Annotated in this window: 20 protein-coding genes and 1 pseudogene; 8 read left to right on the top strand and 13 right to left on the bottom strand. The window is 65.7% G+C overall.

What is annotated here, in order from left to right; genetic code table 11:
- Positions 1 to 6 precede the first annotated feature (6 nt).
- Together ACVW17_RS29095 and ACVW17_RS29090 are read left to right on the top strand one after the other, a co-directional pair.
- Positions 7 to 327 (top strand): hypothetical protein, encoded by a 321-nt coding sequence (locus tag ACVW17_RS29095; RefSeq protein ID WP_456798166.1) that lies wholly within the window; start codon positions 7 to 9, stop codon positions 325 to 327.
- Between the two features lie 11 nt (positions 328 to 338).
- Positions 339 to 677: a BA14K family protein gene (locus tag ACVW17_RS29090; RefSeq protein ID WP_456798165.1), complete on the top strand. Its 339-nt coding sequence runs from the start codon at positions 339 to 341 to the stop codon at positions 675 to 677.
- 23 nt (positions 678 to 700) lie between these two features.
- Here ACVW17_RS29090 and ACVW17_RS29085 read toward each other — a convergent pair whose 3' ends face one another.
- The 11 genes from ACVW17_RS29085 to ACVW17_RS29035 form a co-directional block, all read right to left on the bottom strand.
- The gene (locus ACVW17_RS29085) at positions 701 to 1,378 is read right to left on the bottom strand and encodes a hypothetical protein (protein ID WP_456798164.1); all 678 of its coding nucleotides are present in this window, start codon (positions 1,376 to 1,378) and stop codon (positions 701 to 703) included.
- Positions 1,379 to 1,518: 140 nt separating this feature from the next.
- Positions 1,519 to 2,610, bottom strand: coding sequence for a sensor histidine kinase (locus ACVW17_RS29080; RefSeq protein ID WP_456755059.1), 1,092 nt, complete (start codon positions 2,608 to 2,610; stop codon positions 1,519 to 1,521).
- Positions 2,607 to 3,047, bottom strand: coding sequence for a response regulator (locus ACVW17_RS29075; RefSeq protein ID WP_456755058.1), 441 nt, complete (start codon positions 3,045 to 3,047; stop codon positions 2,607 to 2,609). The genes ACVW17_RS29080 and ACVW17_RS29075 overlap by 4 nt, the downstream gene beginning before the upstream one ends.
- On the bottom strand, positions 3,044 to 4,585 hold the full coding sequence (locus ACVW17_RS29070) for a sensor histidine kinase (protein WP_456798163.1): 1,542 nt from the start codon (positions 4,583 to 4,585) through the stop codon (positions 3,044 to 3,046). Before ACVW17_RS29070 ends, ACVW17_RS29075 begins: the two co-directional genes overlap by 4 nt.
- A 99-nt stretch (positions 4,586 to 4,684) precedes the next feature.
- Positions 4,685 to 6,043, bottom strand: a complete 1,359-nt coding sequence (accC, locus tag ACVW17_RS29065) for an acetyl-CoA carboxylase biotin carboxylase subunit (protein ID WP_456798162.1) — start codon at positions 6,041 to 6,043, stop codon at positions 4,685 to 4,687.
- 86 nt (positions 6,044 to 6,129) lie between these two features.
- The gene (gene accB / locus ACVW17_RS29060) at positions 6,130 to 6,627 is read right to left on the bottom strand and encodes an acetyl-CoA carboxylase biotin carboxyl carrier protein (protein ID WP_456798161.1); all 498 of its coding nucleotides are present in this window, start codon (positions 6,625 to 6,627) and stop codon (positions 6,130 to 6,132) included.
- A gap of 52 nt (positions 6,628 to 6,679) precedes the next feature.
- A complete protein-coding gene (aroQ, locus tag ACVW17_RS29055) occupies positions 6,680 to 7,165 on the bottom strand; it encodes a type II 3-dehydroquinate dehydratase (protein WP_456755054.1) in 486 nt (161 codons plus the stop codon).
- Positions 7,166 to 7,465: 300 nt separating this feature from the next.
- A complete protein-coding gene (locus ACVW17_RS29050; RefSeq protein ID WP_456798160.1) occupies positions 7,466 to 8,320 on the bottom strand; it encodes a DUF1236 domain-containing protein in 855 nt (284 codons plus the stop codon).
- 126 nt (positions 8,321 to 8,446) lie between these two features.
- A complete protein-coding gene (locus ACVW17_RS29045) occupies positions 8,447 to 9,379 on the bottom strand; it encodes a hypothetical protein (protein ID WP_456798159.1) in 933 nt (310 codons plus the stop codon).
- A gap of 130 nt (positions 9,380 to 9,509) precedes the next feature.
- On the bottom strand, positions 9,510 to 10,277 hold the full coding sequence (locus ACVW17_RS29040; protein WP_456798158.1) for a DsbA family protein: 768 nt from the start codon (positions 10,275 to 10,277) through the stop codon (positions 9,510 to 9,512).
- An 86-nt stretch (positions 10,278 to 10,363) separates the two neighbouring features.
- Positions 10,364 to 11,773: a M48 family metalloprotease gene (locus ACVW17_RS29035; protein ID WP_456755050.1), complete on the bottom strand. Its 1,410-nt coding sequence runs from the start codon at positions 11,771 to 11,773 to the stop codon at positions 10,364 to 10,366.
- A gap of 227 nt (positions 11,774 to 12,000) precedes the next feature.
- On the opposite strand from ACVW17_RS29035, the gene ACVW17_RS29030 reads away from it, so the two are divergent.
- The gene (locus ACVW17_RS29030; protein ID WP_456755049.1) at positions 12,001 to 13,188 is read left to right on the top strand and encodes a pyridoxal phosphate-dependent aminotransferase; all 1,188 of its coding nucleotides are present in this window, start codon (positions 12,001 to 12,003) and stop codon (positions 13,186 to 13,188) included.
- Positions 13,189 to 13,373: 185 nt separating this feature from the next.
- Positions 13,374 to 14,708, top strand: a complete 1,335-nt coding sequence (locus tag ACVW17_RS29025; protein WP_456755048.1) for a dicarboxylate/amino acid:cation symporter — start codon at positions 13,374 to 13,376, stop codon at positions 14,706 to 14,708.
- 13 nt (positions 14,709 to 14,721) lie between these two features.
- Here ACVW17_RS29025 and ACVW17_RS29020 read toward each other — a convergent pair whose 3' ends face one another.
- Complete coding sequence (locus ACVW17_RS29020; protein ID WP_456755047.1) at positions 14,722 to 15,954, bottom strand: NAD(P)/FAD-dependent oxidoreductase; 1,233 nt, start codon at positions 15,952 to 15,954, stop codon at positions 14,722 to 14,724.
- Between the two features lie 105 nt (positions 15,955 to 16,059).
- Entirely contained in the window at positions 16,060 to 18,594 is a 2,535-nt protein-coding gene (locus ACVW17_RS29015) for an Rne/Rng family ribonuclease (RefSeq protein WP_456755046.1), read from the bottom strand.
- Positions 18,595 to 18,615: 21 nt separating this feature from the next.
- Here ACVW17_RS29015 and ACVW17_RS29010 point away from each other — a divergent pair, with 21 nt between their 5' ends.
- The 4 genes and pseudogenes from ACVW17_RS29010 (at position 18,616) to prfB (ending at position 25,301) form a co-directional block, all read left to right on the top strand.
- Complete coding sequence (locus ACVW17_RS29010) at positions 18,616 to 19,353, top strand: hypothetical protein (RefSeq protein ID WP_456755045.1); 738 nt, start codon at positions 18,616 to 18,618, stop codon at positions 19,351 to 19,353.
- A 615-nt stretch (positions 19,354 to 19,968) separates the two neighbouring features.
- Positions 19,969 to 21,295, top strand: a pseudogene (locus ACVW17_RS29005) (N-acetylmuramoyl-L-alanine amidase).
- A gap of 266 nt (positions 21,296 to 21,561) precedes the next feature.
- The gene (locus ACVW17_RS29000; RefSeq protein ID WP_456755043.1) at positions 21,562 to 24,063 is read left to right on the top strand and encodes a penicillin-binding protein 1A; all 2,502 of its coding nucleotides are present in this window, start codon (positions 21,562 to 21,564) and stop codon (positions 24,061 to 24,063) included.
- Positions 24,064 to 24,169: 106 nt separating this feature from the next.
- Positions 24,170 to 25,301, top strand: a protein-coding gene (gene prfB, locus ACVW17_RS28995) for a peptide chain release factor 2 (protein WP_456755042.1) whose coding sequence is annotated in 2 segments (ribosomal slippage) — positions 24,170 to 24,238 and positions 24,240 to 25,301 — 1,131 coding nt in all. Because the reading frame shifts where the segments join, the coding sequence is not laid out codon by codon here.
- The last annotated feature ends 7 nt before the right edge of the window (positions 25,302 to 25,308 follow it).

Genomic DNA, 25,308 nt, shown 5'->3' with positions numbered 1-25,308 from the left:
TCGGTCATGCAGCGGTTCGTCACAGCTTTCGTCATGGTCCTCTTGCCCCTCATCGTCGCGCTGGGCGCGCCCGCCGGCGCGGTCCGCGCGCAGCAGCGACCACCGAACAGCGTGCCGCTGGCCTTCGGCATGAGTGCCGACCAGGCCAGCCAGTCGCTCGGTGTTCCCTTGAATTACGTTCGCGGCACGCGGGGCAACGAGCTGTTCGTGGCGCTGCCCAATGTCAGGGGCAGCGTGCTGTCGCGGCGGAGCGACGGGCTCTATCTGCAATTCGGCAAGGGGCGTCTGATCGCCTGGAAAGGCGACTGGGGGACCAATCCGCAATGAGGACCTGGACGATGACCGCCACCAGAGCACTGATCGCCTGCGCCGCCATCGCGCTTGGCACGGCTGCTGCCTCTGCTCAGGACTTGGCGCCGCAACGGCCGCTGCGCTACGGCAGCACCGGGGGTGCGTATTTCGACGGCAGGAATGACGATCGCGATTTCCGCAGCAACGGCTCGTTTCCGGGCAGCTTTGCCGCCGATCCCTTCAGCGCGGGCTTCGGCGCGGCCGGCCTGTTCGGCTCGACGCCCTATCACTCGGCGCGGCCGTATCCCTCGCAGGTGATCTTCGGCGCGCCCTGTCAGGATTGCCGGCCGTATCGCACGCGGCGGCACCGCGACCGGCACGATTGAGGCGTTCGGGAAGGCGCGTGACGCTAGCCCCTGAGCAGCAGGTCGTCGATGATGCGCCGCTTCATCCAGCCGACCTTGTCGATGATCTCCCGGCGCAGCGTGTCTTTTTCCATCTCATATTCATCGTGTGGGATGTCGCGATCACCGGAGGCGACGATTCCGAACGTCTCGAGCAGGGCATTGTGCCGCGCCTTCCATTCGATCACATGCTCGATCATGGTCTGCGTCAGGGCCGGGAGGAAGCCGGGATGTCCGGCCAGGCCGCATGACGCCGTGGTCTGCGGATCTGACGCCAGCATGATCACGTTCCACTCGTCGTAGCCGATCAGATCCATCTGCGCGTAGAGAAACGCGCCATGCGGCCCGTCCCAGATCTTCTGGTCGATGACCAGGAACGGCACCGCGTTGCAGTGGCCGTGGCGCGCCGTCATGTCGCGGTTGAAGGCCTCGGTGCGCTCCTGTAGCCGCTTGTTGGCCGCGGCGAACACGGCGAGCCGATTGTCCGCCGTCGGCGCGATGCTGCCGGCGTCGTCAGGCGCGAAACCGGCATCACGCAGCATCGGCCCGATCCGCGGATCGTCCCATTGCTTCTTGTGAAACGCAGGCGCCGCGACGTCGCGGTTCGGTGCCGGACGCTCGGGCTCCTTGAGGTCGCCCAAGGTCTCCTGTTTCTTTCCGAAAACCACCCTGCGCCCGAACATATCTGCCGTTCCTGCCAAGTTGGGGGAAAAGCCTGGCAAACAATGCCGAGATTTCCCTTAATGGGTCAGGGCCGGCGGCCGCGATCGAGCGACAGGGTGACGCAGCCGTTAAGGGCAACGCGACAAATCGATCAATCCGGCTAGCTCGCGGCGGCGCTCGTCGATTTTGCCAGGGCCGGGCTGACGCGGGCGAACCGCACCACGAAGCGGGTGCCGTTGTGGGCCGGGTCGCGCTCGACGCTGGCGTCGAGCTTGGCGGCCATCGCCGCGACGATGCGCTGGCCCATGCCGGTGCCGCGCGGGTCGGCCTTGTCGGAATAGCCCACGCCTTCATCGCTGATCGCGAGCTGCACGTCGTCGCCCTGCGGCTTCAGCTCGACATGGATCGGGCCGGCGCCGTCCGGATAGGCGTATTTCACCGCGTTCATCACCAGCTCGTTGACGATGATGCCGATCGCGACCGCGCGGTCGGGATCGATCTCGACCGGGGCGGCGTTGAGCGTCAGCCGCGACATCTTGTTGCCCTCGGCCGATCGCCTGAGATCCTCGAGCAGCGCTTCGAGATACTGGTTGAGCATCACCGTCTTGAAATCGTGCGAGGTGTAGAGGCGGCGGTGCACCTGCGCGACGGCGGCGACCCGACCCATCGCATTGGTCAGCGCTGCCTTGACGTCCTGCTGGCTCGCGGAGTTGGCCTGCAGATGCAGCAGCGAGGCGATGATCTGCAACGAATTGCCGACGCGATGGTTGACCTCGCGGAGCAGGACCTCGCGCTCCGCGGCCAGCGCGGCGTAGCGGTCGCGCGAGGCATGCACCTCGGCCTCGGCTTCGTCGCGTGCCCTCTGGATCTCGGCCTGACGGATCGCGCCGTTCACCGCGACCTGGAGCAGGGGGATGAAGTCGCCCCTGACGTCCTTGACCAGATAGTCCGCCGCACCGGCCTTCAGCGCGGTGACGGCGATCGCCGAATCCTGCGAGGCGGTGACGAACACCACCGGCGGGGCGTCGGCAATCTTGAGGATCTGCTCCAGCGTCTCCAGCCCGTCGAGGCCCGGCATGACCTGATCGAGCGCGATGACGTCGATGCCGCCCTGGGCAAGCCGGTCGAGACCCTCCTGACCGCTTGCGGCGTGCACGACCTTGTAGCCCGCGCGCGTCAGCCCGCGTTCGACCAGGCGCGCCAGCGCCGCGTCGTCGTCGATATAGAGCAGTGTCGGCGTTGCGCTGGTCATAGCGAAGCTGGCGGCACCTGAATCACGGAAAAGAACAGGCCAAGCTGGCGAATGGCGTTGGCAAAGCTTTCGTAGTTCACCGGCTTGGTGATGTAGACGTTGCACCCGAGTTCGTAGCAACGCTTGATCTCCTGGCTGTCGTCGGTCGTGGTCAGCACGACCACCGGCGTCGACTTGAGATGCTTGTTCTCCTTGACCCGCTTCAGAATATCGATGCCGGTCATGTCAGGCAGATTGAGATCAAGCAGGATGAGCAGGGCCTGGCCCTTGCGCTCGACCGCGCTGCCATCCTTGCCGAACAGGTAGTTCACCGCCTCTGTACCGTTGCTGAACGGGACGATCTCATTGTTGACACCTGAGCGCCGGATATTCCGCTCAATCAGGCGGGCATGGCCCTCGTCGTCCTCGATCATGATGATGGTGACTGGATCGCTCATGATGCCTTATCCCGGTTCTTGCTTAAGTTCTTGTCTGACCATTTGATAGGCAGCGTGATCGTGAACGTGCTGCCGTTGTGAAGTTCCGATGCTACCGACATGGTGCCGCCGAGTCTGCGCACAAGTGCGCGGACATGGGCAAGTCCGATGCCCTGGCCGGGCTTGTCCTGGGTTCCGGCACGACGGAACAGATCAAAGATGCGCTGATGGTCCTTCGGATCGATGCCGCGGCCGTTGTCGGCGACCTCGAAGATCGCAAAGCCCAGCTTGGTGCGGCCCTCGATCGAGATCTCGCCGGGAACGCCGTCCCTGAGGTACTTCAGCGCATTGTCGATCAGGTTGGAGAAGATCTGCTCCAGCGCGAGGCGATCGCTGACGATATTCGGCAGCGTGCCGACCTCGACGGTCGCATTGGCCTCGACCGCCTGATGGGCGACCGTCTTGACGATGCCGTCGATCAGCTCGCGCAGATCGATCCGCTCCGGCTTGAACTCACGGCGGCCCTCGCGGGTCAGATTGAGGATCGCGCTGATCAGGCGGTCCATCTTGGCGATCGACGATTTGATGAAGCCGATCGATTCGTTGAAGTCGTCGGACAGCTGCTTGTCGGAGCCTTCGAGCTCGGGCTCGGCCACGTCGGTGGCGTCTTCCGGCATCGCCGGTGCCAGCGACGCGGTGCGATTGAGCGTGGCGATGCGCTTGAAGATGTCGCCGCGCAGCTCCTCAAGCTCGCTGGTGAAGCCCATGATGTTGACCAGCGGCGAGCGCAGATCGTGGCTGACGATATAGGCGAAGCGCTGGATCTCCTCGTTGGCCTCGCGCAGGTCCGCGGTGCGCTCGTCGACGATGGTTTCGAGGTTGACGTTGCTGTCGCGCAGCTTGGCCTCGGCCTCGTCGCGCGCCCGCGAGGAGTGCCGCAGCAGCACGACCGAGAGGGCGGCGAGCGCCAGCACCATGCAGGAGCCGGCGATGGTGACGGACGACGCCAGCACCTGGGTCCTGTCAGCGGTTGCGGTGCGCATCGCCAGCAGGCGATCCTCCTCGGCGCGCATGTCGCGGCCGATCCGCGTGATCGCCTCCGTCGCATCGCCCGACGTACCCTTGCGCAGGACGTCGATGCTGGTCGCCGCGTCGTTGTTCTGGACCCGCTCGATGCTGAGGGTGAAGTCGGCCAGCCGCTGTTCGACGGCGGCCTTCAGCCTCGCGGCGTTGGCGACCTGCACCGGATTATCGACGGTCATCATCTGCAGATGACCGAGCGTGGCCGGGAGGCCCGCGGCGGCAGACTGGTATTCTGACAGGTATTGCGGTGCCGACGTCAGCAGATACGCCCGGGTCGCGCTTTCGGCGCGCCTGACGTCAAACAGCAGATTGGCAACCGCGTTCTCGACCTCGACCGTGTGGACGACCAGGGCGTTGTCCTCGCGCGCCTTGTTGACCAGCAGGACCGAGGCCACGCTGATCGCGACCAGCACGAAAAATCCCGCCGAGAGCAGCAGGACCTGTAGGGTAGAGCGGCGTCGTGAAACTGCTGTCACGACGGTCTCTTTACCGGAGTGGGATTCAATGCGTCCCCGTGGAAAGCCAATACCCCTATAGTACGTTTGGAGCCGCGGCTGGGTTCCACAGGTTCCGAACTATTTAGGGGCGTCGGCGGGCTGGCCGGCGAGATACTGCTCCAGCCAGTGGATATGATAGTCGCCTTCGATGATGTCGGGCTCGCGCACCAATGCGCGGAACAGCGGCAGCGTCGTCTCGATCCCGTCGACCACCATCTCGTCCAGCGCCCGGCGCAGCCGCATCAGGCATTCGCCGCGGGTCTTGCCGTGCACGATCAGCTTGCCGACCAGCGAGTCGTAGTAGGGCGGAATCACGTAGCCCTGATAGACGGCGGAATCGATCCGCACCCCAAGGCCGCCGGGCGGATGGAATTGCGTGATCCGTCCGGGCGAGGGACGGAAGGTCTGCGGGTTCTCCGCGTTGATGCGGCATTCGATGGCGTGGCCGATGATCGCGATGTCGCTCTGCCTGGCCGGCAGATCGCCGCCGGCGGCAATCCGGATCTGCTCCAGCACCAGATCGATATCGGTGATGCTTTCGGTGACGGGATGCTCGACCTGGATACGGGTGTTCATTTCGATGAAATAGAACTCGCCGTCCTCGTAGAGGAATTCGATGGTGCCGACGCCGAGATACTTCATGTCCCGCATCGCCTTGGCGCAGGTCTCGCCGATCCTGGCGCGCGCGGCCGCCGCGAGCACGGGCGAGGGACCTTCCTCCCAGACCTTCTGGTGGCGGCGCTGCAGCGAGCAATCGCGCTCGCCGAGATGGATGGCGCCGCCGCGGCCGTCGCCGAGAACCTGGATCTCGATGTGGCGCGGCTTCTGCAGGTACTTCTCCAGATAGACCGAGGCGTCGCCGAACGCCGACTTGGCCTCGTTGGCCGCGGTCGAGAGCGCCAGCGCAAGATCGGCCTCGGTGTGCGCGACTTTCATGCCGCGGCCGCCACCGCCGGCCGCCGCCTTCACCAGCACCGGGAAGCCGATCTCCTTGCCGATCGCGAGCGCATCGGCCTCCGAGGTCACTGCGCCGTCCGAGCCTGGCACCACGGGGATGCCGAGCCGCTTGGCGGTCTTCTTGGCTTCGATCTTGTCGCCCATCAGGCGGATGTGCTCGGCCTTCGGTCCGATGAAGCCCAGATTATGGTCGGCGAGGATCTCGGCGAAGCGCGCATTCTCGGACAGGAAGCCGTAGCCGGGATGCACGGCGTCGGCGCCGGTGATCTCGCAGGCGGCGAGCAGCGCCGGTATGTTGAGATAGGAGTCCTTCGACGGCGGCGGGCCGATGCACACGCTCTCGTCGGCGAGCCGTACATGCATGGCATCGGCATCGGCGGTGGAATGCACCGCGACGGTTGCGATGCCGAGTTCCTTGCAGGCGCGCAGCACGCGAAGCGCGATCTCGCCGCGATTGGCTATGAGGATCTTGTCGAACATGGCGCCTCAGGGGAGCGAGTAGCGAATGGCGGGTGGCGAATGGTGACGCGGCATTCTATTCGCCATTGGCCATTCGCCATTGGCGTCTACTCTATGATTACGAGCGGCTCGCCGAATTCGACGGGCTGGCCGTCCTCGACGAGGATCTGCGTCACGGTGCCGGCGCGCGGCGACGGGATCTGGTTCATCGTCTTCATCGCCTCGATGATCAGAAGCGTCTGGCCGGCCGAGACCTTGGTGCCGACTTCAATGAACGGCTTGGCGCCAGGCTCGGGCGACCAATAGGCGGTGCCGACCATCGGCGAGGGCACGGCGCCCGGATGCTTGGCAAGGTCGGTCGCAGCGGCGACGGCGGCAGCCGGCACCGCGACCGGCGCGGCAACCGCGTGCACGGCCGACGGAACGGAGGCCGCGATGCTGACGTTGCGGGCGACCCGGACGCGCAGGCCGGCGCGCTCGATCTCGATCTCGGTCAGATTGGTCTCGGCAAGCAGAAGCGCAAGCTCGCGAATGAGCACGCTGTCGTCGCTCTTGGAGTCGCTTTTGGACTTTGCGGCTGATTTGTCGTCTGGCTGGCGCGCCATGTTGTTTGATCCGAAATCTCTGTCTGGTGACGGGGAACGTCAGGATTGACGATTAACTCTTTGCCTTGGCATCGGTCCTGGCATCGCTCTTGGCACCGATCTTGGTGGCAAGGCCGATGATCGCGAGCCGGTAACCGTCGATGCCGAAGCCGCAAAGCGACGCGAAGGCGGCTTTAGCAGTGAACGAGTGGTGCCGGAAGCTCTCGCGGGCGTGGATGTTGCTGACATGGACCTCGACGGCGGGAATCTTGACCGCGACCAGCGCGTCATGCAGCGCGATCGAGGTATGGGAGTAGCCACCGGCGTTGATGATGATGCCGACGGCCTTCTTGGCGTGGGCCTCATGGACGAAGTCGATCAGCTCGCCCTCGCGGTTGGACTGGCGGCAATCGGCGGTCAGTCCGAACGAGCGCGCGGTGTCCGCGCACAGCTTCTCGACGTCGGCGAGGGTGGCGTGGCCATACGTCTCCGGCTCGCGCGTCCCCAAGAGGTTGAGGTTCGGGCCGTTCAGCACATAGATCGTTCCGGCAGCAGCCATTCCAGGGGGTTCCGGGCGAGGGGTGGAGTGGGCGGGGTTATAGGTAACAACCGGCCGCAGGGGAAGTCTTTAGGTGAAATCGGAACGTCTGCAACAGCTTCTCGCGGGCTGTTAGGTAGTTGCCCTAACCTACGGAAATTGCTGATTAACCAAACTTCACGGAAGACGCGGTGGCGCAATGCCTGAGCCCGCCATCCACCGGGGACTGCGGGGCAGGGGCGAATGCAAAACCCCGCCCCCTGGAGGGGCGGGGTTGGGATTGCGGCGAGGGCGCGCATGGCGTCCTCGGGCCGAGGCCGGTTAGCCCTCGATGATGTAGACGATCTCGTGGGTCTCCGGCTGCACGATGATGTAGCGGCCCTTGACCAGGATGAAGTCATAACCGCGCCACTGCGGGTAGATCGACACGACCCGCTCCGGCAGCGGATAGAAGTGCACATCAGCCGGGACGCGGGTGCCGACCGCCACGTTGAAGTTCGCATTCGTGACTTCGGTGACGTGCTCCGACTTGATCGCGGTCGAGATCTCGGTGCGCTTCTCGGCCGGCGGAGCCGCGGTGGCCGACGTCGCCGCGTTGCCCGTCGTGGTCTGGGTGCGGCTGGAGTCGTTGGTCTGCGCGCGGTTGGTGTTGTCGGCCGGGTTCTTGGTCTGAGCGTTCTGGTTGGTGGTGGCGCCGCTCTTGTCGCGGCTCTCGGCGGCGTTGTTGCGATCGCGGCCCTCACGGGTTTCCGCGTTCATCTTGCCGCTCTTGTCACGCTCCTCGGCCTTCATGTTCCCGCTCTTGTCGCGGCCCTCGGCCTTCATGTCCTTCGAGCTCTCCCGGGAGCCCTTGGTGGCCTCGTTCTCCGAGCTCATGCCCTTCGACCTTTGGGTGCTGTCCTCCGCACCCTTGGTGGCCGTGCCCGACTTCTCGGACTCAGCGCCCTTCGTGCTCGGGGACTGACCTGTCGTCGAATGCTCGGAACCCTTCATGCCACCCGAATCGTGCTGCATCGCGCCGGACGACGCGCCACCGGACGGGGCGCTGTGCTGCATGCTCGCGCCGCCGCCAGCCCCGGACTCCTTGTTGGCGCCGCCGGCGCCCTGTGCATTCGCGAAACCAGTGCCGGCGATCAGCGCCGCCGCAGCAACAGAAATCAGAAAGCGGTTTGTCATCATAGTCCTCCTCGTTATTCAGCATTGCCCGCGCCGACAACGAGAGAGGATGTGCGATGTTCCTGTTGATTTACGGTTCCCTGCAGTTGGTATCCTATGTGAACGCGCGATGAACGCGCGCGCTTGTCAACCGCAGGCCCAGTCGAACTCCATGCTCGCAAGATCGAGCTGGCCGTTGCCGCCGCCGAAATTGAAGCCGCCGAAATGCTCTTCGATCTCGAGATAGGTCGCGCTGAATTTCGGCGTCCATTGGTTCGGAAACATCGTGCCGCCGAGATGGTTGCGGCCGTGCAACCGTTCGAGACCGTGTGCGCCGCCGTGCTCGCCGTAAGGTGCGATGTAGTCGCCGAGCTCACCCTTGTGCAGCAGATGATCGCGCGGCGGCTTGCCGATGTTGGGGTCGCCGTTGCGCGCCGTCAGCGCGATTCCGTAAGCATGGTGTCCGCTCTCGGGGATCTGGCCGAACAGGCGATACCAGTACGTCTTCTCCAGCTCCTCGATCCGCGTGGTGCGGCCGACATGGACGTCGAACGCCGTGCGCGCCGCGCCCTTCACCAGCCAGCGCGGCGGCGGATTGGCGTCCAGCAATGGATTGCCGGCAAGCTCCGGCGGCTGGCACAGCGGTGCTGCGAACTCGCTCTCGGTGAGCCAGATCGCCGCGAAATTGTGGTCGATGATGTCCTGCATCCGAAACTCCATCGGATGGCGGTTCTGCCGATAGACGAAGTAGGGCAGCAGATTGCGATCTGCCGGACGCTCTGTCGTCTCGGCAGTGAGATGTTGGGCGACCGCGTCGATCGCGACGGGTTCGTCATATTGCTGGTCGGCGAACATCGCGAGCGCGACATAGGCGTCGCCCGCGGCGCGATATTGCGCGGGAATCCGCAGTGTGAAGCAGTGCTGCATCGGAAAGCCGTCATGCGGGCTGAGCGGCCATTGCTCGCTGCGAATGCCTGGTGGCAGTCCGTAGCACCAGCCGTGATCGTGCTCGGTGCCGCGCTGTGGCGCCGTCTTCAGCAGTGTGAGGTCGTAGGCAAGATTTGGCGGGGCCAGGGGCATGGCGCGCGGGGTCCGTTTGTTGGTGACGGCCCTTGGTTGCGGCCCGCGCCGCACCGGTTCGATGCGCGAAATAAAAAATCCGGCCGCCTGGCAGCCGGATTTTGTTGAATGAACGCGGCTGGAGCGGCGATCAGCAGGTCGCCTTGCCGCAGCGGGCGATGCCGATCTTCTCCTTGAGATTGTCGACGCCGACCGCGCCGACCACGACCTGCTTGCCGATCACGTAGCTCGGCGTGCCGTTCATGCCCATGGATTCGGCGAGGCGGAAATTCTCCTCGATGGTCGCCTTGACCTCGGGGCTCGCCATGTCCTTCTCGATCTTCGCCATGTCGAGACCGACCTCCTTGGCGACCGCCAGCGCGCGCGCCTTGTCGGCGGCGCCGCGGCCGCCCAGCAGCTTCTGGTGAAACTCAAGATACTTCTTGCCGGTCGGATCCTGCATCCGCACGGCGACCGCGACCTGCGCGGCCTCGACCGAGCCCTGGCTCAGCACCGGGAATTCCTTCAGCACTACCTTCAGCTTCGGATCCGATTTCATCAGGTCCATCATGTCGGCCATCGCGCGCTTGCAGTAGCCGCAATTGTAATCGAAGAACTCGACGAAGGTGACGTCGCCGTCCTTGTTGCCGAGCATGACGCCGCGCGGCGAATTGAAGATGGTGTCGGCGTTCTTGGCAACGCTCTGCTCGTGCTTCTCGGCTTCGGCGGCGGCCTGCCGCTTGCTGAGCTCGTTCATCGCCTCTTCGAGCACCTCGGGATGCGCGATGAGATAGTTGCGCACGATGGTCTCGATGTCGCCGCGCTGGGTGTCGTTGAAGCTCTGCGCGGACGCCGGCAGCGGCGCGGCGCAGATGCCGAGCGCGAGCAGGGCAGGGGCAAGAAAACGAAGCGCTGGCATGGCGAAATCCTTGTTCGAGATGGCCCGAAATGCGGCTGAGCCGTGGGCCGGTTGCAGTGATCGTTGTATGGAACTACGGTTTATTTCTAGTTGTTTTTCTGGCCCGGCATCGGCTTGGCGCTCACAATGTCGTCAGCTTTGACCCAGCCGGGCGTGCCGATCGCGAACCGCGTCTTGGCGCGCGATGCCAGCTCGCGGGCGGTCTTGGCGTCGCCACGCAGATAGGCCGCCTGCGCCGAGGCGAGGTCGGCCTGGGCGTAGTCGCCCTTGCGGCCATAGGCCATCGCGAGCTGGGTATAGCCGAGCGGCGCCTCGGGCTCGCGCGCCACGGCGGCCCGCAGCATGTTGATCGCCTCGTCGGTCAGGGCCTTGTTGTCGGAGGCAACCAGCGCCTGGCCGAGCAGCATCTCGATCAAGGGCGCGCTGCCGGACAGTTGCACCGCGCGGCGCAGCGGTGCGATCGCCTCGGCCGGCCGGCCGCCTTCGAGCAGCGCCTGGCCGCGCAATTCGTAGAAATAGGGATTGTTGGGCTGCACCTGGATCAGGCCGTCGATCTGCGCGATCGCCGAACGCAGATCGCCGTGCAGGTAGGTGGTGATCGCGCGCGCATAACGTGCCGGCAGGCTGGTGTTGGTCAGCGGATAGCGGCGATACACCGTGTCCTGCCGCTCCATGAAGCCGGAGATCTTGGCGCGCATCATGTCGTGACGCAGTTGCAGTGCCGGATCGTCCTTCTTGTCCCAATAGGGGCTGGAGCGCGCCAGCTCCTCCAGCGCGGAGACGCGGTCGACCGGCATCGGGTGCGATTGCAGATAGGGGTCGGCGCCGCGCGCCGCGAACAGGCTCTCGTCGGTGAAGCGCTTGAAGGTCTCGTACATGCCGCGGGCAGACTGACCGGTCGCGGTCAGGAACCTGACGCCGGCACGGTCCGCATTCTCTTCCTGTTGGCGCTGGTAGGACAGCAGCGTGCGCTGAATCACCGATTGCGGCGCCGAGATCGCGGCGGCGCCTGCGCTGGAGAGGCCGTTGCCACCGCCGCCACCCGCAGCACCCGCGGCCAGCGCGCCGACGCCGAGCAGCATCGCGATGATCATCTGGGTCTGCGCCTGCGCCAGCTGCTCGCGCATCTTGGCAAGATGACCACCGGCCAGATGGCCCGTCTCATGCGCCAGCACGCCGATGATCTGGTTCGGCGTCTCCGATTGCAGCAGTGCGCCGTAATTGACGAAGATGCGGCGGCCATCGGCGACGAAAGCGTTGAACGAACTCTCGTTGATGATGACGATCTGGATGTTCTGCTTCTCGAGACCCGCGGCGCGCAGGATCGGCCTTGTGTATTCGCGCAGCAGCTGCTCGGATTCGGTGTCGCGTAGCACCGGCGGCCCCTTCTGCTGCTGCGCGTGCACGGGGACGACAGGTCCCATTGCGAGCGCGACCGCGGTCAACAAGGCGGTCAGCTTGAAGGTCTCGGTGCGGCGCGTGAGGCGGAACAGCATGGGCGATCTATCGGCAATCACCGGCCGCGCCGGCGTGAAGCCGGGTTCCGGGTCCGACCGGATCAGGCGCGTGGCGCAGTCTGTTGTTTTTGCAGTTCTTCTTCACGCGAACCGGGTATGCACTTGAGCTGAAAACGCTATAAGGAGCCACCGAATGCGGCCAGTCTGGGGCGGCCGCATGTAACGGGAACCCAAATCCGGCAGCGGCCGTGCAATAGCAGAAATCCATGCATGAAGCGACAGCGAGAGACCGTGTGAGCAGCCTTTTGACAGCGTCCGGACGGAGCGATGTTCCACCGTTCATGGTGATGGACGTGATGGCCGCTGCGGCGCGAATCGAGGCAGCCGGCGGCCACGTCATCCACATGGAGGTGGGGCAGCCCGCCGCATCCGCGCCGAAGCCGGCGATCGCGGCGGCGCAGGCCGCGCTTGTGGACGGGCGGATCGATTACACCTCGGCGCTCGGCATCCCCAGCTTGCGGGCGCGCATCGCCCGGCATTACCGCGACGCGCATGGCTGCGCGGTCGATCCCGAGCGCATCATCGTCACGACGGGCTCGTCGGGCGGGTTCATCCTGGCGTTCCTTGCGATGTTCGAGCCGGGCGACCGGGTCGCGGTCACCGTGCCCGGCTATCCGCCGTACCGGCATATCCTGACGGCGCTCGGCTGCGAGCCGGTGCTGATCGAGACCTCCAATGATACCCGGCATGCGTTGACCGGCGAGGCGCTGCTGGCGGCCCATCGCAAGGCGCCGCTGAAGGGCGTGCTGGTCGGCAGTCCCGCCAACCCGACCGGCACCATGATGTCACGCGAGGCGCTGTCGAGCCTGATGGCGGCCGCCGACAGCGCCGGCATCCGCTTCATCTCCGACGAGATCTATCACGGGCTCGACTACGCATTCCCCGCGGTGACGGCGGCGGAGCTGTCGCCGAACGCGCTCGTGATCAACTCGTTCTCGAAATACTTCTGCATGACAGGCTGGCGGGTCGGCTGGATGGTGGTGCCCGATGTGCTGGTGCGGCCGATCGAGCGGCTGCAGCAGAATTTGTCGATCTCGGTGCCGACATTGTCGCAGATCGCGGCCGAAGCGGCGTTCGAGGGCCGCGAGGAGATGGAGGCGATCAAGCGCGGCTATCAGGAGAACCGCCGCATTCTGATCGAGGGGCTGCCGAAGGCAGGGCTGACCAAATTCCTGCCCGCCGACGGCGCGTTCTATCTTTATACCGACGTCTCCGACTTCACCTCCGACAGCTTCGCCTTCGCCAGCGAGATGCTCGAGAAGGCGCATGTCGCAGCGACCCCGGGCGTCGATTTCGATCCGATCCACGGCCGCGCCTTTATCCGTTTTTCCTATGCCCGTTCGGCCGCGGACATGCAGGAAGCAGTTGCGCGGATCGCGCATTGGCTTAAATAGCCCGCAATCTCTGAGAGCCTTCCACCTTGTCGGTTCGATCGGTTTCGCGCGCCTGGCCCTGGTTTCGGCGGGAGCCACGCGCGACAGATCGCCGCGGATAAACGGCAGGCCCCACACAGTTCCATTTGACTTGAACGGCCAAGTTGATCTTGGCTGTTTCCGCCATTTCTGAGGGGGAGTGACACATGGCAACGGCAACCGTTGCCACGGCTTCACCGGCCAGCGCCGGTCGCAAGCCGTGGTACAAGATTCTCTACGTGCAGGTTCTGATCGCGATCGTGCTCGGCGCGCTGGTTGGCGCGTTCTGGCCACAGCTTGCCACCAATGAGTGGATCAAGGCGCTCGGCGACGGCTTCATCAAGCTGATCAAGATGGTGATCGCGCCGATCATCTTCTGCACGGTGGTCTCGGGCATCGCCCATATACAGGATGCCAAGAAGGTCGGCCGCATCGGCGTCAAGGCGCTGGTCTATTTCGAGGTGGTCTCGACCTTCGCGCTGGTGATCGGACTGCTGGTCGGCAATATCGTGAAGCCGGGCGCGGGCTTCGGCAACGCGGCGGCCAACGCGCAGGCGGTTGCCGGCTATGCCAAGCAGGCGGAGGCGCAGAAGAGCGTCGACTTCGTGCTGCACATCATCCCGGACACCGTCGTCGGCGCCTTCGCGCAGGGCGAGATCCTGCAAGTTCTGCTGTTCTCGGTGCTGTTCGGCTTTGCGATCATGGGCCTCGGCGAGCGCGGCCACACCATCCGCTCGTTCATCGACGACGCCGCGCATGCGGTGTTCGGCGTCATCTCGATCGTGATGCGGGCGGCGCCGCTCGGTGCGTTCGGCGCGATGGCCTTCACCATCGGCAAGTTCGGCACCGGCGCGATCCTCAATCTGATGGGGCTGATCGCGACGTTCTATCTGACCGCCGCGCTGTTCGTTCTCGTGGTGCTCGGCGTCATCGCGCGGATCGCGGGGTTCTCGATCTTCAGGTTCCTGGCTTACATCAAGGACGAGCTCCTGATCGTGCTCGGCACCTCGTCCTCGGAGAGCGCGCTGCCGTCATTGATGGAGAAGCTCGAACGGCTCGGCTGCTCGAAATCCGTGGTCGGCCTCGTGGTGCCCACGGGCTATTCGTTCAACCTCGACGGCACCAACATCTACATGACGCTGGCGACGTTGTTCATCGCGCAGGCGCTCGGCTACGATCTCACCTTCAGCCAGCAGCTCACCATCCTGATCGTGGCGATGCTGACCTCGAAGGGCGCCTCCGGCATCACCGGCGCGGGCTTCATCACGCTGGCGGCGACGCTTGCGGTGGTCGATCCGCGCCTGGTGCCGGGCATGGCGATCGTGCTCGGCATCGACAAGTTCATGAGCGAGTGCCGCGCGCTGACCAATCTGTGCGGCAACGGCGTCGCCTGCGTGATCGTAGCCTGGTGGGAGGGCGAGCTCGACCGCGACAAGCTCAACGCCAATCTGGCCCGGCAGATCGATCCGACCGACATGGAGACCGCGCTGACGACGGACTGATTTTCCTTCGACGTCAGAACCGGTCCAGCCGATACGGCGAGGTGTCCACGGCGGATGCCTCGCCGTTCATCGTTTCGGCCAGCACGCGTGCCGTCGCCGGGCCAAGCGTGAAGCCCTGGTGGCCGTGACCGAAATTGACCCACAGCCCGCGATGCCGCGGCGCGGTTCCCAGCACCGGCAGCATGTCGGTGGTGCAGGGGCGGGTGCCGAACCACGGCTCGGGCTCGACGCGGCTGCCGATCTCGAGCAGCTCGCGCGCGGCGACTTCGGCGTAGCCGAGCTGGATCGGCGTCGCCGGCGCGTCGGGACTCGTCAGCTCCGCGCCGGTCGTGATGCGGATGCCCTTGGCCATCGGCGCCATCGCATAGCCGTTCGCGGTGTCGACCAGCGGCAGGTCGAGCGAGCGGCCGCCCTGATAGTGCATGTGGTAGCCGCGCTTGCGCACCAAGGGGATGCGGTAGCCGAATTTGCGCAGCAATTGCGGTGACCACGGCCCGAGCGTGACGACGACATGGGCGGCATCGATCCGGCCGCCTGTCGTGTCGACCGACCAGCCCGATGGCGTCTGCGCCAGCGTCTGCGCGTCGCCGGTCAGCAGCGTCCCGCCGAGGCGCTCGAACAATCCGGCATAGGCCGAGACCAGACCGCCGGGGTCCGACACGGTCCACGGCCCGAGCCAGTGAATGGCGCCGGGCAGGTCGTCGCGCAGCAGCGGCTCGGCCTCGGCGAGCGCCTTGCCGTCCAGCACGCGGAAGGTCACGCCGAAGTCGCGCCGGTTCTCCTCGGCGACGGCGATCGCCTGCTCCAGCGCCGCCGGGTCGCGATGCAGCAGGCGATAGCCGGCGCGGCGGATCAGGTTGTCGGCATGGGCGTCGCGGATCAGCTTGTCGTGCTCGGCGGTGGCATGGGCAATCAGGCGCGCCCAGGCGATGGTCGCTTCGCGGTGCCGTTCGGGCGTCGAGTTCCACCAGTAGCGCAGCAGCGGACCGGCGTGCCGCGGCAGCGAGGCGAGGCGATAGCGCACGTCGTTGGTACGTCCCATCGCGATCTTGGCGAGGATGGCGGGATCGCGCGGCATCGGATAGGGCCGCACCGCCTCGCTCTGGATGATGCCGGCATTGCCGTAGCTGGTCTCGCGGCCGGGCTCCCTGCGATCGACGAGCGTCACCGCCCAGCCGCGGCGCTGCAAATGCAACGCCGTGCTGACGCCCACCATGCCGCCGCCAAGAACGATCGCGCTTTGCATGAGATCCGTCTCCGTCAGGCTCCGTTACGCCGGGCTCTGACGAACGGAATGCCTGTCCAACAAAAACGCCCGGCGCGAGCCGGGCGTTTCGATTTGCAGGGAGCCTTAGTTGCCGCCGCCGAAGCGGCGCGACCACCAGCCCTTGCGGGCCGGGGCCTCGGCCGCTGCGGCCGGCGCGGGCTCCGGTGTTGCTGCGGGTTCATGAGCAGGGGCAGCGTCCTCCGCCGTGCTCTGAACCAAGGCGGGGGCCGCGGCCTCGGGCTGTGGGCTCGACGCGAAGCTGACCTTTTCGCGGACCGTGGAACGGCGGCGCTGCGCGCGATCGCCTTCGGCGCCGGTGTCCTCTGCGGCTGCGGCCGGAGCCTCCGGCGCAGGCGCCGCAACGGCCTCGACAACAGCGGTCTCGACCGGCTGCCATTCCGGCGGAGCGGCAACCGGCTCGGGCTGCACGAGCGAGGGAGCCTGTTCCCCGTCACGGCTATCGAAATCGGCGACCGCGTCGCTGGCTTCGGGCGCCGGCGGCGGGCTCAACTCATCGGAAATCGATCCGGCGAGACCGTCATCCGGTCCGCCGCTGCCGCGCCGGCGGCGGCCGCCACGACGTCCGCGGCGGCGCGGGCGGCGATCGCCACTGCCGGCCTGGTCGTCGCGCGCTGCGCCCTGCTGCTCGTCGCCTTCCTCCTCATCGCCTTCGGCATCGCCGGCGGCAACCGCCTCGCTGCCTTCGGGCAGGACATGCATGAGGTCGCCGTCGTCGCGCGGCTGCTGGGCGCCGTCGCGCGCTTCGCTGCCACCCCCGCGGCCACGGCGGCGGCGGCGGCGCTTGCGGCGCTGACCATCGCCTTCGCCCTCGGCCGCACCTGGTTCTTCGCCGGCCGCCCGGTCGTCGGCGAGGCCTTCGGTCTCGTCGGTCTCGATCTCGGCCTCGTATTCGAACAGCTCTTCCTCGTCGTCGGCTTCGTCGACCTGCGCCGGTGCGGCAGCGGCCTGCGCGGCAAGCAGCGCCTTGGCGGCTTCGAGCGTATGCACCTGCTCGCCGCGATCGATGATGTAGGATTGCTGGCCGTGCACCGTGGCATCCGCAACGATCGACAGCGAGACGCGGAAGGCGTCCTCGAGGTCGCGCAGATGGCCGCGCTTGTGATTGAGCACATAGAGCGCGACGTCGGTGCGGGTACGGACCACCAGATTGTGGGTCGCCCCCTTCATCAGGATTTCCTCGATGCCGCGCAAGAGCTGCAGCGCTACCGACGAAACCGAGCGGACGTGACCGGAACCGCCGCATTGCGGGCAGGGCTCCGTCGAGCTTTCGAGCACGCTGGCGCGGATGCGCTGGCGCGACATCTCCAGCAGGCCGAAATGCGAGATGCGCCCGACCTGGATCCGCGCGCGATCCTGGCGCAGGCAGTCGGACAGCTTGCGTTCGACCGCGCGGTTGTTGCGCTTCTCGTCCATGTCGATGAAATCGATGACGATCAGGCCGGCGAGATCACGCAGGCGCAACTGCCGGGCGACTTCTTCGGCGGCTTCCAGATTGGTCTTGAGCGCGGTGTCCTCGATGTGGTGCTCGCGCGTCGCCCGTCCCGAGTTGACGTCGATCGAGACCAGCGCCTCGGTCTGGTTGATCACGATATAGCCGCCGGAGCGCAGCTGCACGGTCGGCGAGAACATCGCGTCGAGCTGGCTTTCAACGCCCATCCGCGAGAACAGCGGCTGGCCGTCGCGATATTGCTTCACTGCGCGCACATTGGCCGGCATCAGCATCTTCATGAAGTCGCGCGCTTCGCGGTAGCCGGCTTCGCCCGCCACCTGAATCTCGTCGATCTCCTTGTTGTAGAGGTCGCGCAGCGAGCGCTTGATCAGCGAGCCTTCCTCGTAGACCAGGGTCGGCGCCTGCGACTTCAGCGTCAGGTCGCGTACCGTCTCCCACATCCGGATCAGGTATTCGAAATCGCGCTTGATCTCCGGCTTGCTGCGGGAGGCGCCGGCGGTGCGCAGGATGATCCCCATGCCCTCGGGCACGTCGAGGTCCTGCACCACTTCCTTGAGCCGCGAGCGGTCCTGGGCCGAGGTGATCTTGCGGCTGATGCCGCCGCCGCGCGCGGTGTTGGGCATCAGCACGGCGTAGCGGCCGGCGAGCGACAGATAGGTGGTCAGCGCGGCGCCCTTGTTGCCGCGCTCTTCCTTGACGACCTGCACCAGCATCACCTGCCGGCGCTTGATCACTTCCTGGATCTTGTACTGGCGGCGCGGACGGAACGCGCGCTCCGGAACTTCCTCGAGTACATCGTCGCCGCCGACGGACTCGACGACGTCCTCTTCCTCGCCTTCTTCGCCCTCGTCCTCTTCGTCATCCTCGCCGGCCTCATCGCCATGCCCGGCTTCGGGCGCGGCGACCTCCGCCAACCCGGCGTATTCGGCGACCACATGCTCGTCGGCCGCGGCGTGGACGTCATCGGCGGCCGCAAGCGGCGCGTCGTCGGCATGCGCGGCGTTTTCCTCGACCTGCTCCTCGTGGGCCCGCTCGGGCTCATGGTTGGCCTCGGCGGGCTCGACGGATTCGGGCGCAGCCGACGCAACGGAGGCTTCGACCACCGCAACGACGGGGTCGGACAGGGGCCCGGCGGCCGCCTCGCTCACCGCGGGGGCGTGATCGTGATCATGGTCGTCGTGATCATGGGCATGATCGTGGTCATCATGGCCGTGATCGTCGTGACCATGGTCATGATGCGCGTGATCGTGGTGCTGCTCGTGGTCCTCGTGATGGGCGCGATCATGCGCCTCATGCTCGTGACCCTCATGGGCGACCACGCCATGATCGTGATGCCCGGCCTCATGGTCATGATGTTCAGCATCGACCGGCTGTTCGTGCGCCTCGATCGCGGGCTGCGGCTGTGCCTCGGCAGCCCCCTCGATCACCTCGCTCTGGACGCGGTCGCCATGGCCGCGGCGGCGGGCATTGCGGTGACGCGACCGGCGGCGATGGCCGCGGTTCTCGTGCTCTTCCTCGGCCTCGCGATGGGCGCGCTCGTCGGCTTCGATCAGCGCCTGACGGTCGGCGACCGGGATCTGGTAGTAATCGGGGTGGATCTCGCTGAAGGCCAGGAAGCCGTGACGGTTGCCACCATACTCGATGAAGGCGGCCTGCAGCGACGGCTCGACGCGCGTGACCTTGGCGAGATAAATGTTGCCGCGCAGTTGTTTGCGCTGGGCGGTCTCGAAATCAAACTCTTCGACGCGATTGCCGCGGACCACGACGACCCGGGTCTCTTCCGGGTGGGTGGCATCGATCAACATCTTGTTGGGCATTTTGGAGCTCTTGACGGCGGCGGGCGCGGATCATGGCGCGCGCAAACTGCGCCGCCCGGTGACGCGACGGTCCACCTGATTCGGGGGTGAGGGGAAGGCCAAAACGCATCTCGCGGCACAGCGCCGGACGGGAACCCACCGGGATGATGCGACGGGCGAGGCTTTCACCTCGCGTCAGCGCGATCATTCGGGAGATCCTGGTCGGCAATGCAGTCTGGCGCATTAAGCGTCGGCCCGTCTAAACATGTTGGCGGCGAGAAATACCGCCGTATCTTTTGCTGAAAGCCCAGCCCGGCGCCGAAGCCCCTGCTGGCCATCGCATATCGAGGCCCCAAGGGACCGGATAATCGGTTATGCCGTGTCTCAAACCGTCCCTCTGGCGAGGGAGTGTGTCTGGGACCGGACGCCGCTCGGGCTTGAATCCGCCACTCCGTGTCAGCCGCGCGCGGCGCTGGCTGGGGAGGGACCGGAAAAACACGGCGGGATCTTCGACTTGGAAGATTCCACCGCTGCACCGGGAGGCTGAACGCGACACAACCGGGAGTACTAGCCGTCAGCATCCCGTACATACGTGGATTGACCGCCGCGTGCAAGGGAAGCGTCACGCCGCCGCAACACTCGGTTCTTTTCATTGGAGCGTCATTAGGGTGCGATTAACCGTGCGGTTCTAATGCGGTAAGAAGCAGCTGGGAGGCTCCGAATCGGGTGGAGAACCGCGCAAAACACCTTGTTTTTCTGGGCGGCGGCCTGTTGTGCGCTGCAGCATTGGTGTTTGCCCTGGCCAGTGCCCCCAGCGCGGCCGAGGGTCCGCAGAATGGACAGGCAGCACCGGCCGCCGGTGCCACGGCCGCCGGCACGTCGGATTTCCCGGTCGCATCCGGCGCCAGGATCGCCGGCGATGACAAGCAGACCCGATTCATCCTCGATTTGGATCGCAAGATCGAATTTCGCGCCTTCCCGTTGGCCGATCCCTATCGCGTCGTGGTCGATATCCCGCAGGTCAATTTCCAGCTCCCCGCCGGCACCGGTGCGACGGGGCGGGGGGCTGGTGAAGGCGTTTCGCTACGGGCTCGTGATGCCCGGCGGCTCCAGAATCGTGTTCGACCTGAACGGGCCGGTGAAGATCGCCAACTCCTACGTGCTCGACGCCGCCAACGGCCAGCCGCCGCGGCTGGTGCTGGACTTCGAGGAGGTCGATCGCACCAGCTTCGTGCAGTCGCTCGCACCGGAGAGCCGGCCCGAACTGAAGCCGGCGATCTCCGAATCCACCACCGCGACCGTTCCGGCAGTCACGACCGCGGCGCTGCCGCCGGTGACGACCACCGACCCGCGTCCGCTGATCGTGATCGATCCCGGTCACGGCGGCATCGACAATGGCACCCAATCCGGTGACCAGACCGAGAAGAACCTGGTGCTGGGCTTCGGCCTTGCCCTGCGCGACCGGATCGAGAAATCGGGCAAATATCGCGTGGTCATGACCCGGTCCGACGACACCTTCATCCCGCTCAACGACCGGGTGAAGATCGCCCGCTCGCAGTCCGCGGCGCTGTTCGTCTCGATCCATGCCGATGCGCTGCCGCGCCGTGAGGGCGACGCCCAGGGCGCCACGATCTACACGGTGTCGGACAAGGCCTCTGACGCCGAGGCCGAGCGGCTGGCGGAAGCGGAAAACAAGGCCGACGCCATCGCCGGCGTGAACCTGACCGACGAGCCGACCGAGGTTGCCGACATCCTGATCGACCTCGCGCAGCGCGAAACCAAGACCTTCTCCAACCGTTTCGCCCGTCTCTTGATGGACGAGATGAAGACCACGGTGCGGATGCACAAGAATCCGCTCAAATCGGCCGGCTTCCGGGTGCTGAAGGCGCCCGACGTGCCGTCGGTGCTGGTCGAGATCGGCTATGTCTCCAACAAGGGCGACCTCGAACATCTGGTCTCCGAGAACTGGCGCAACAAGGCGGTCGGCTCGATGGTCCAGGCGATCGACGCGTTCTTTGCCAAACGGCTGGCAACTGCCGGACCGGCAAAGTGAAATCGGCCGACTGAAAAGCCGGCGCCGTGGCCCGGAAGCCCTAGTTTGGCCACAGCGGCGACGGTATAGACAGGGGACCGCAGGTCCGCAGAATCGACCATATTGTCCGGCGGCTCTTGTATATTCGCGTGCGCAAGGCGGCTCGCTGGGCCAAGCTTCGTTGTTGGAAGCCTCACTGTGGGGAGGCATCGTTGGGTGAGGCTTCGCACTTTTGGACAGGCGCTTCGAACCATTAGGCGCCCGAGGGTAGGAACGGAACGTCGATAATGCGCCTGCTCGTGCGGTTTCTGGGTTTCTTGTTCGCCGCCGGAACGGTCGTGTTCCTGGTCGGGGTCGCGGCCGTCGCCGGCGCGATCTGGCATTTCTCCAAGGACCTGCCGGACTACTCGCAGCTTCAGGACTACGAGCCGCCGGTGATGACCCGCGTGCATGCCGCCGACGGCGCGCTGCTCGGCGAATACTCCAAGGAACGCCGGCTCTATCTGCCGATCCAGGCGGTGCCGAAGCTCGTGATCAACGCGTTCCTCGCCGCCGAAGACAAGAACTTCTACGAGCATGGCGGCATCGACTATTCGGGCATGGCGCGCGCCGCGATCCTCTACGCACAGAACTACGGCTCCAATCGCCGCCCGCAGGGCGCCTCGACCATCACCCAGCAGGTCGCCAAGAACTTCCTGCTCACCAACGAAGTCTCGTTCAGCCGCAAGATCAAGGAAGCCTTGCTGGCGATGCGTATCGAGCGTGCCTATTCCAAGGACCGCATCCTCGAGCTCTATCTGAACGAGATCTATCTCGGGCTCGGCGCCTACGGCATCGCGGCCGCGTCGCTGGTCTATTTCGACAAATCGGTCAACGAGCTGACGATCGCGGAAGCGTCCTATCTGGCCTCGCTGCCGAAGGCGCCCGCCGCGCTGCATCCGGTGCGCAACCGCGACCGCGCCATCGAGCGCCGCAATTACGTGATCGACCGCCTGCTGGAAAACGGCTGGATCAAGCAGGCCGACGCCGACAAGGCGCGCAAGGATCCGCTCAACGTCACCAACCGCTCCAACGGAGCGCACATCTTCGCCGGCGAATATTTCGCCGAGGAAGTCCGCCGCGACATCTTCGAGCGCTATGGCGAGAAGAAGCTCTATGAGGGCGGCCTGTCGGTGCGCACCACGCTGGATCCCAAGATCCAGGTAATGGCGCGCAAGACCATGGTCGCCGGCCTCGTCAACTACGACGAGGCGCAGGGCTGGCGCGGGCCGGTTCACAAGCTGGACGCGTCAGGCGATTGGGGCGTCAAGCTTGCCGACGTCAAATCGCTCTCCGACATCTCGCCCTGGCGGATGGCGGTGGTGCTGGAGAGCAACGACCAGTCGGCGCGGATCGGCTTCCAGCCGGGCCGCGAACTCGGCGGCGCCGTCAGCAAGGAGCGGCAGACCGGCATCATCACGATGGACGGCGTGCGCTGGGCCAAGTCCAAGGGCAAGGCGCCGACGGCGGTCTCGCAGGTGTTGCAGCCGGGCGACGTGATCTATGCCGACCCGCTGGTGACCAAGGACGGCAATCCGGTCGAAGGCCAGTATCGGCTGCGGCAATTGCCTGAAGTCTCCGGCGCCATGGTGGCGATGGATCCGTGGACCGGCCGTGTGCTCGCGATGGTCGGCGGCTTCTCGTTCGACCAGAGCCAGTTCAACCGCGCGACGCAGGCCTACCGGCAGCCCGGCTCGTCGTTCAAGCCGATCGTGTACTCGTCGGCGCTGGACAACGGCTATACGCCGTCGACCACCGTGATCGACGCGCCGATCGAGATCGATCAGGGGCAGGGCGCCGGCGTGTGGCGTCCGGAGAACTATTCGACCGGCAAGTATTACGGCCCGACCACGCTGCGCAACGCGTTGCAGCGCTCGCTCAACACGGTAACGGTGCGCCTCGCCCAGGACATCGGCATGCCCCTGGTCGGCGAGTATGCAAAGCGCTTCGGCGTCTATGACGAGTTGCCGAACTATCTGTCCTACGCGCTCGGTGCCGGCGAGACCACCGTGATGCGCATGGTCACCGCCTATTCGATGTTCGCCAATGGCGGCCGTCGCGTGAAGCCGACCTTGATCGATCGCATCCAGGACCGCTACGGCCACACCATCTTCAAGCACGACACCCGCGAATGCCGCGGCTGCGACGCGCCCGGCGGCTGGAAGAGCCAGCCGGAGCCGCAGCTGGTCGACCGCCGCGAGCAGGTGCTCGACCCGATGACGGCCTACCAGATCACCGAGATGATGGAAGGCGTGGTCCAGCGCGGCACCGCGACCGTCGTCAAGGAGGTCGGCAAGCCGATCGCCGGCAAGACCGGCACCACCAACGACGAGAAGGACGTCTGGTTCGTCGGCTTCTCGCCGGATCTCGCTGTTGGCGTCTACATGGGCTACGACAAGCCGCGCAATCTCGGCCGTGCCGCGACGGGCGGCCATGTTGCAGCGCCGATCGCCCGCGACTTCCTCAAGCTTGCACTCGCCGACAAGCCGCCGACGCCGTTCAAGGTGCCGGCCGGCATCAAGCTGATCCGCGTCGATGCCAAGACCGGCATGCGCGCCGGCCCGGGCGATGGCGGCAACACCATCCTCGAAGCCTTCAAGCCGGGCACCGCGCCGCCGGAGAACTATTCGGTGATCGGTGTCGCCGATGCCGACGGCCGCGGCCCCGCGCCCGGCCCGCAGCCGTCGCAGAGTGGCGGGCAGCCCGACGGCGGCTTCTTCATGCGCCCGGGAACCGGGGGGCTGTACTAACGGCCGACAGGTCCAAATCGCCGGGATAGGGCCGCCAAGCCGATTGCGCTTTGCTGCGCCGGTCGCTACATCCCCCGGAACCGTTTTAGCCAACACCTGAAAGACCATGCGCGCGGAAATCGAACGCCTTGTTGAAGAGATCAAGCAGTCAGTCGGGCTGCTGAGGAGGCATCTTTGACGTCGAACAATCGACGGCACGCCTCGCTGAGCTGAACAAGCTCGCTGAAGATCCCAATCTCTGGAACGATCCCCAGAAGGCTCAGCGGCTGATGCAGGAGCGCACCTCATTGGAGGATGCGCTTTCGGGCATCGGCAAGGTCGAGCGCGAGCTTGAGGACCAGGTCGGCATGATCGAACTCGGCGAAGCCGAGAACGATGCCGGCGTGGTCGCCGAGGCCGAGAAGGCGCTCAAGGACCTCAAGAAGGAGGTCGCCCGGCGTGAGCTCGAGGCGCTGCTCTCGGGCGAGGCCGACAAGTTCGATTCCTATCTCGAAGTCCATGCCGGCGCCGGCGGCACCGAGAGCCAGGACTGGGCGCAGATGCTGCTGCGCATGTACACGCGCTGGGCCGAGAAGCACGGCTTCAAGATCGAGTTCCTTGAGGAGTCGCAGGGCGAAGAGGCCGGCATCAAGTCCGCGACCATCCAGATCTCCGGCCACAACGCCTATGGCTGGCTGAAGACCGAGGCCGGCGTGCATCGGCTGGTGCGCATCTCGCCGTTCGATTCCAACGCGCGGCGCCACACGTCGTTTTCGTCGGTGCAGATTTTCCCCGTGATCGATGACTCCATCAAGATCGAGATCAAGGAGTCCGATGTCCGTACCGACACCATGCGGTCGGGCGGCGCCGGCGGTCAGCACGTCAACAAGACCGAGTCGGCGGTGCGCCTGACGCACATTCCGACCGGCATCGCGGTGGTCTGCCAGGCCGGCCGCTCCCAGCACAAGAACCGGGCGCAGGCGTGGGACATGCTGCGCGCGCGGCTCTATGAGATCGAGCTGAAGAAGCGCGAGGAGCAGGCGGCAGCCGATCAGGCCGCCAAGACCGATATCGGCTGGGGACACCAGATCCGCTCCTACGTCTTGCAGCCGTACCAGATGGTGAAGGACCTGCGCACCGGCGTGCAGACCTCCGACACGTCCGGCGTGCTGGATGGCGACCTCGATGAATTCATGGCGGCAACGCTGGCGCAACGTGCATTCGGCACCGGGCCCGGCTCCGTCGAGGATGTGGATTAGGGATTAG

The sequence above is a fragment of the Bradyrhizobium sp. USDA 4473 genome (assembly GCF_054063335.1).
Note: the sequence above shows the minus strand (reverse complement) of the source record. Positions and strands in the feature narration are given on the sequence as shown.

Bases quoted from the DNA above. Each gene is read 5' to 3' on its own strand.
- ACVW17_RS29025 (WP_456755048.1), top strand. From the start codon at position 13,374: ATGGCAACGGCAACCGTTGCCACGGCTTCACCGGCCAGCGCCGGTCGC.
- ACVW17_RS29020 (WP_456755047.1), bottom strand. From the start codon at position 15,954: ATGCAAAGCGCGATCGTTCTTGGCGGCGGCATGGTGGGCGTCAGCACG.
- ACVW17_RS29045 (WP_456798159.1), bottom strand. From the start codon at position 9,379: ATGCCCCTGGCCCCGCCAAATCTTGCCTACGACCTCACACTGCTGAAG.
- aroQ (WP_456755054.1), bottom strand. From the start codon at position 7,165: ATGGCTGCTGCCGGAACGATCTATGTGCTGAACGGCCCGAACCTCAAC.
- ACVW17_RS29075 (WP_456755058.1), bottom strand. From the start codon at position 3,047: ATGAGCGATCCAGTCACCATCATCATGATCGAGGACGACGAGGGCCAT.
- ACVW17_RS29030 (WP_456755049.1), top strand. From the start codon at position 12,001: ATGCATGAAGCGACAGCGAGAGACCGTGTGAGCAGCCTTTTGACAGCG.
- ACVW17_RS29040 (WP_456798158.1), bottom strand. From the start codon at position 10,277: ATGCCAGCGCTTCGTTTTCTTGCCCCTGCCCTGCTCGCGCTCGGCATC.
- ACVW17_RS29010 (WP_456755045.1), top strand. From the start codon at position 18,616: ATGGTCGTCGTGATCATGGGCATGATCGTGGTCATCATGGCCGTGATC.
- ACVW17_RS29080 (WP_456755059.1), bottom strand. From the start codon at position 2,610: ATGACCAGCGCAACGCCGACACTGCTCTATATCGACGACGACGCGGCG.
- accC (WP_456798162.1), bottom strand. From the start codon at position 6,043: ATGTTCGACAAGATCCTCATAGCCAATCGCGGCGAGATCGCGCTTCGC.
- ACVW17_RS29085 (WP_456798164.1), bottom strand. From the start codon at position 1,378: ATGTTCGGGCGCAGGGTGGTTTTCGGAAAGAAACAGGAGACCTTGGGC.
- ACVW17_RS29095 (WP_456798166.1), top strand. From the start codon at position 7: ATGCAGCGGTTCGTCACAGCTTTCGTCATGGTCCTCTTGCCCCTCATC.
- accB (WP_456798161.1), bottom strand. From the start codon at position 6,627: ATGGCGCGCCAGCCAGACGACAAATCAGCCGCAAAGTCCAAAAGCGAC.
- ACVW17_RS29090 (WP_456798165.1), top strand. From the start codon at position 339: ATGACCGCCACCAGAGCACTGATCGCCTGCGCCGCCATCGCGCTTGGC.
- ACVW17_RS29000 (WP_456755043.1), top strand. From the start codon at position 21,562: ATGCGCCTGCTCGTGCGGTTTCTGGGTTTCTTGTTCGCCGCCGGAACG.
- ACVW17_RS29050 (WP_456798160.1), bottom strand. From the start codon at position 8,320: ATGACAAACCGCTTTCTGATTTCTGTTGCTGCGGCGGCGCTGATCGCC.
- ACVW17_RS29035 (WP_456755050.1), bottom strand. From the start codon at position 11,773: ATGCTGTTCCGCCTCACGCGCCGCACCGAGACCTTCAAGCTGACCGCC.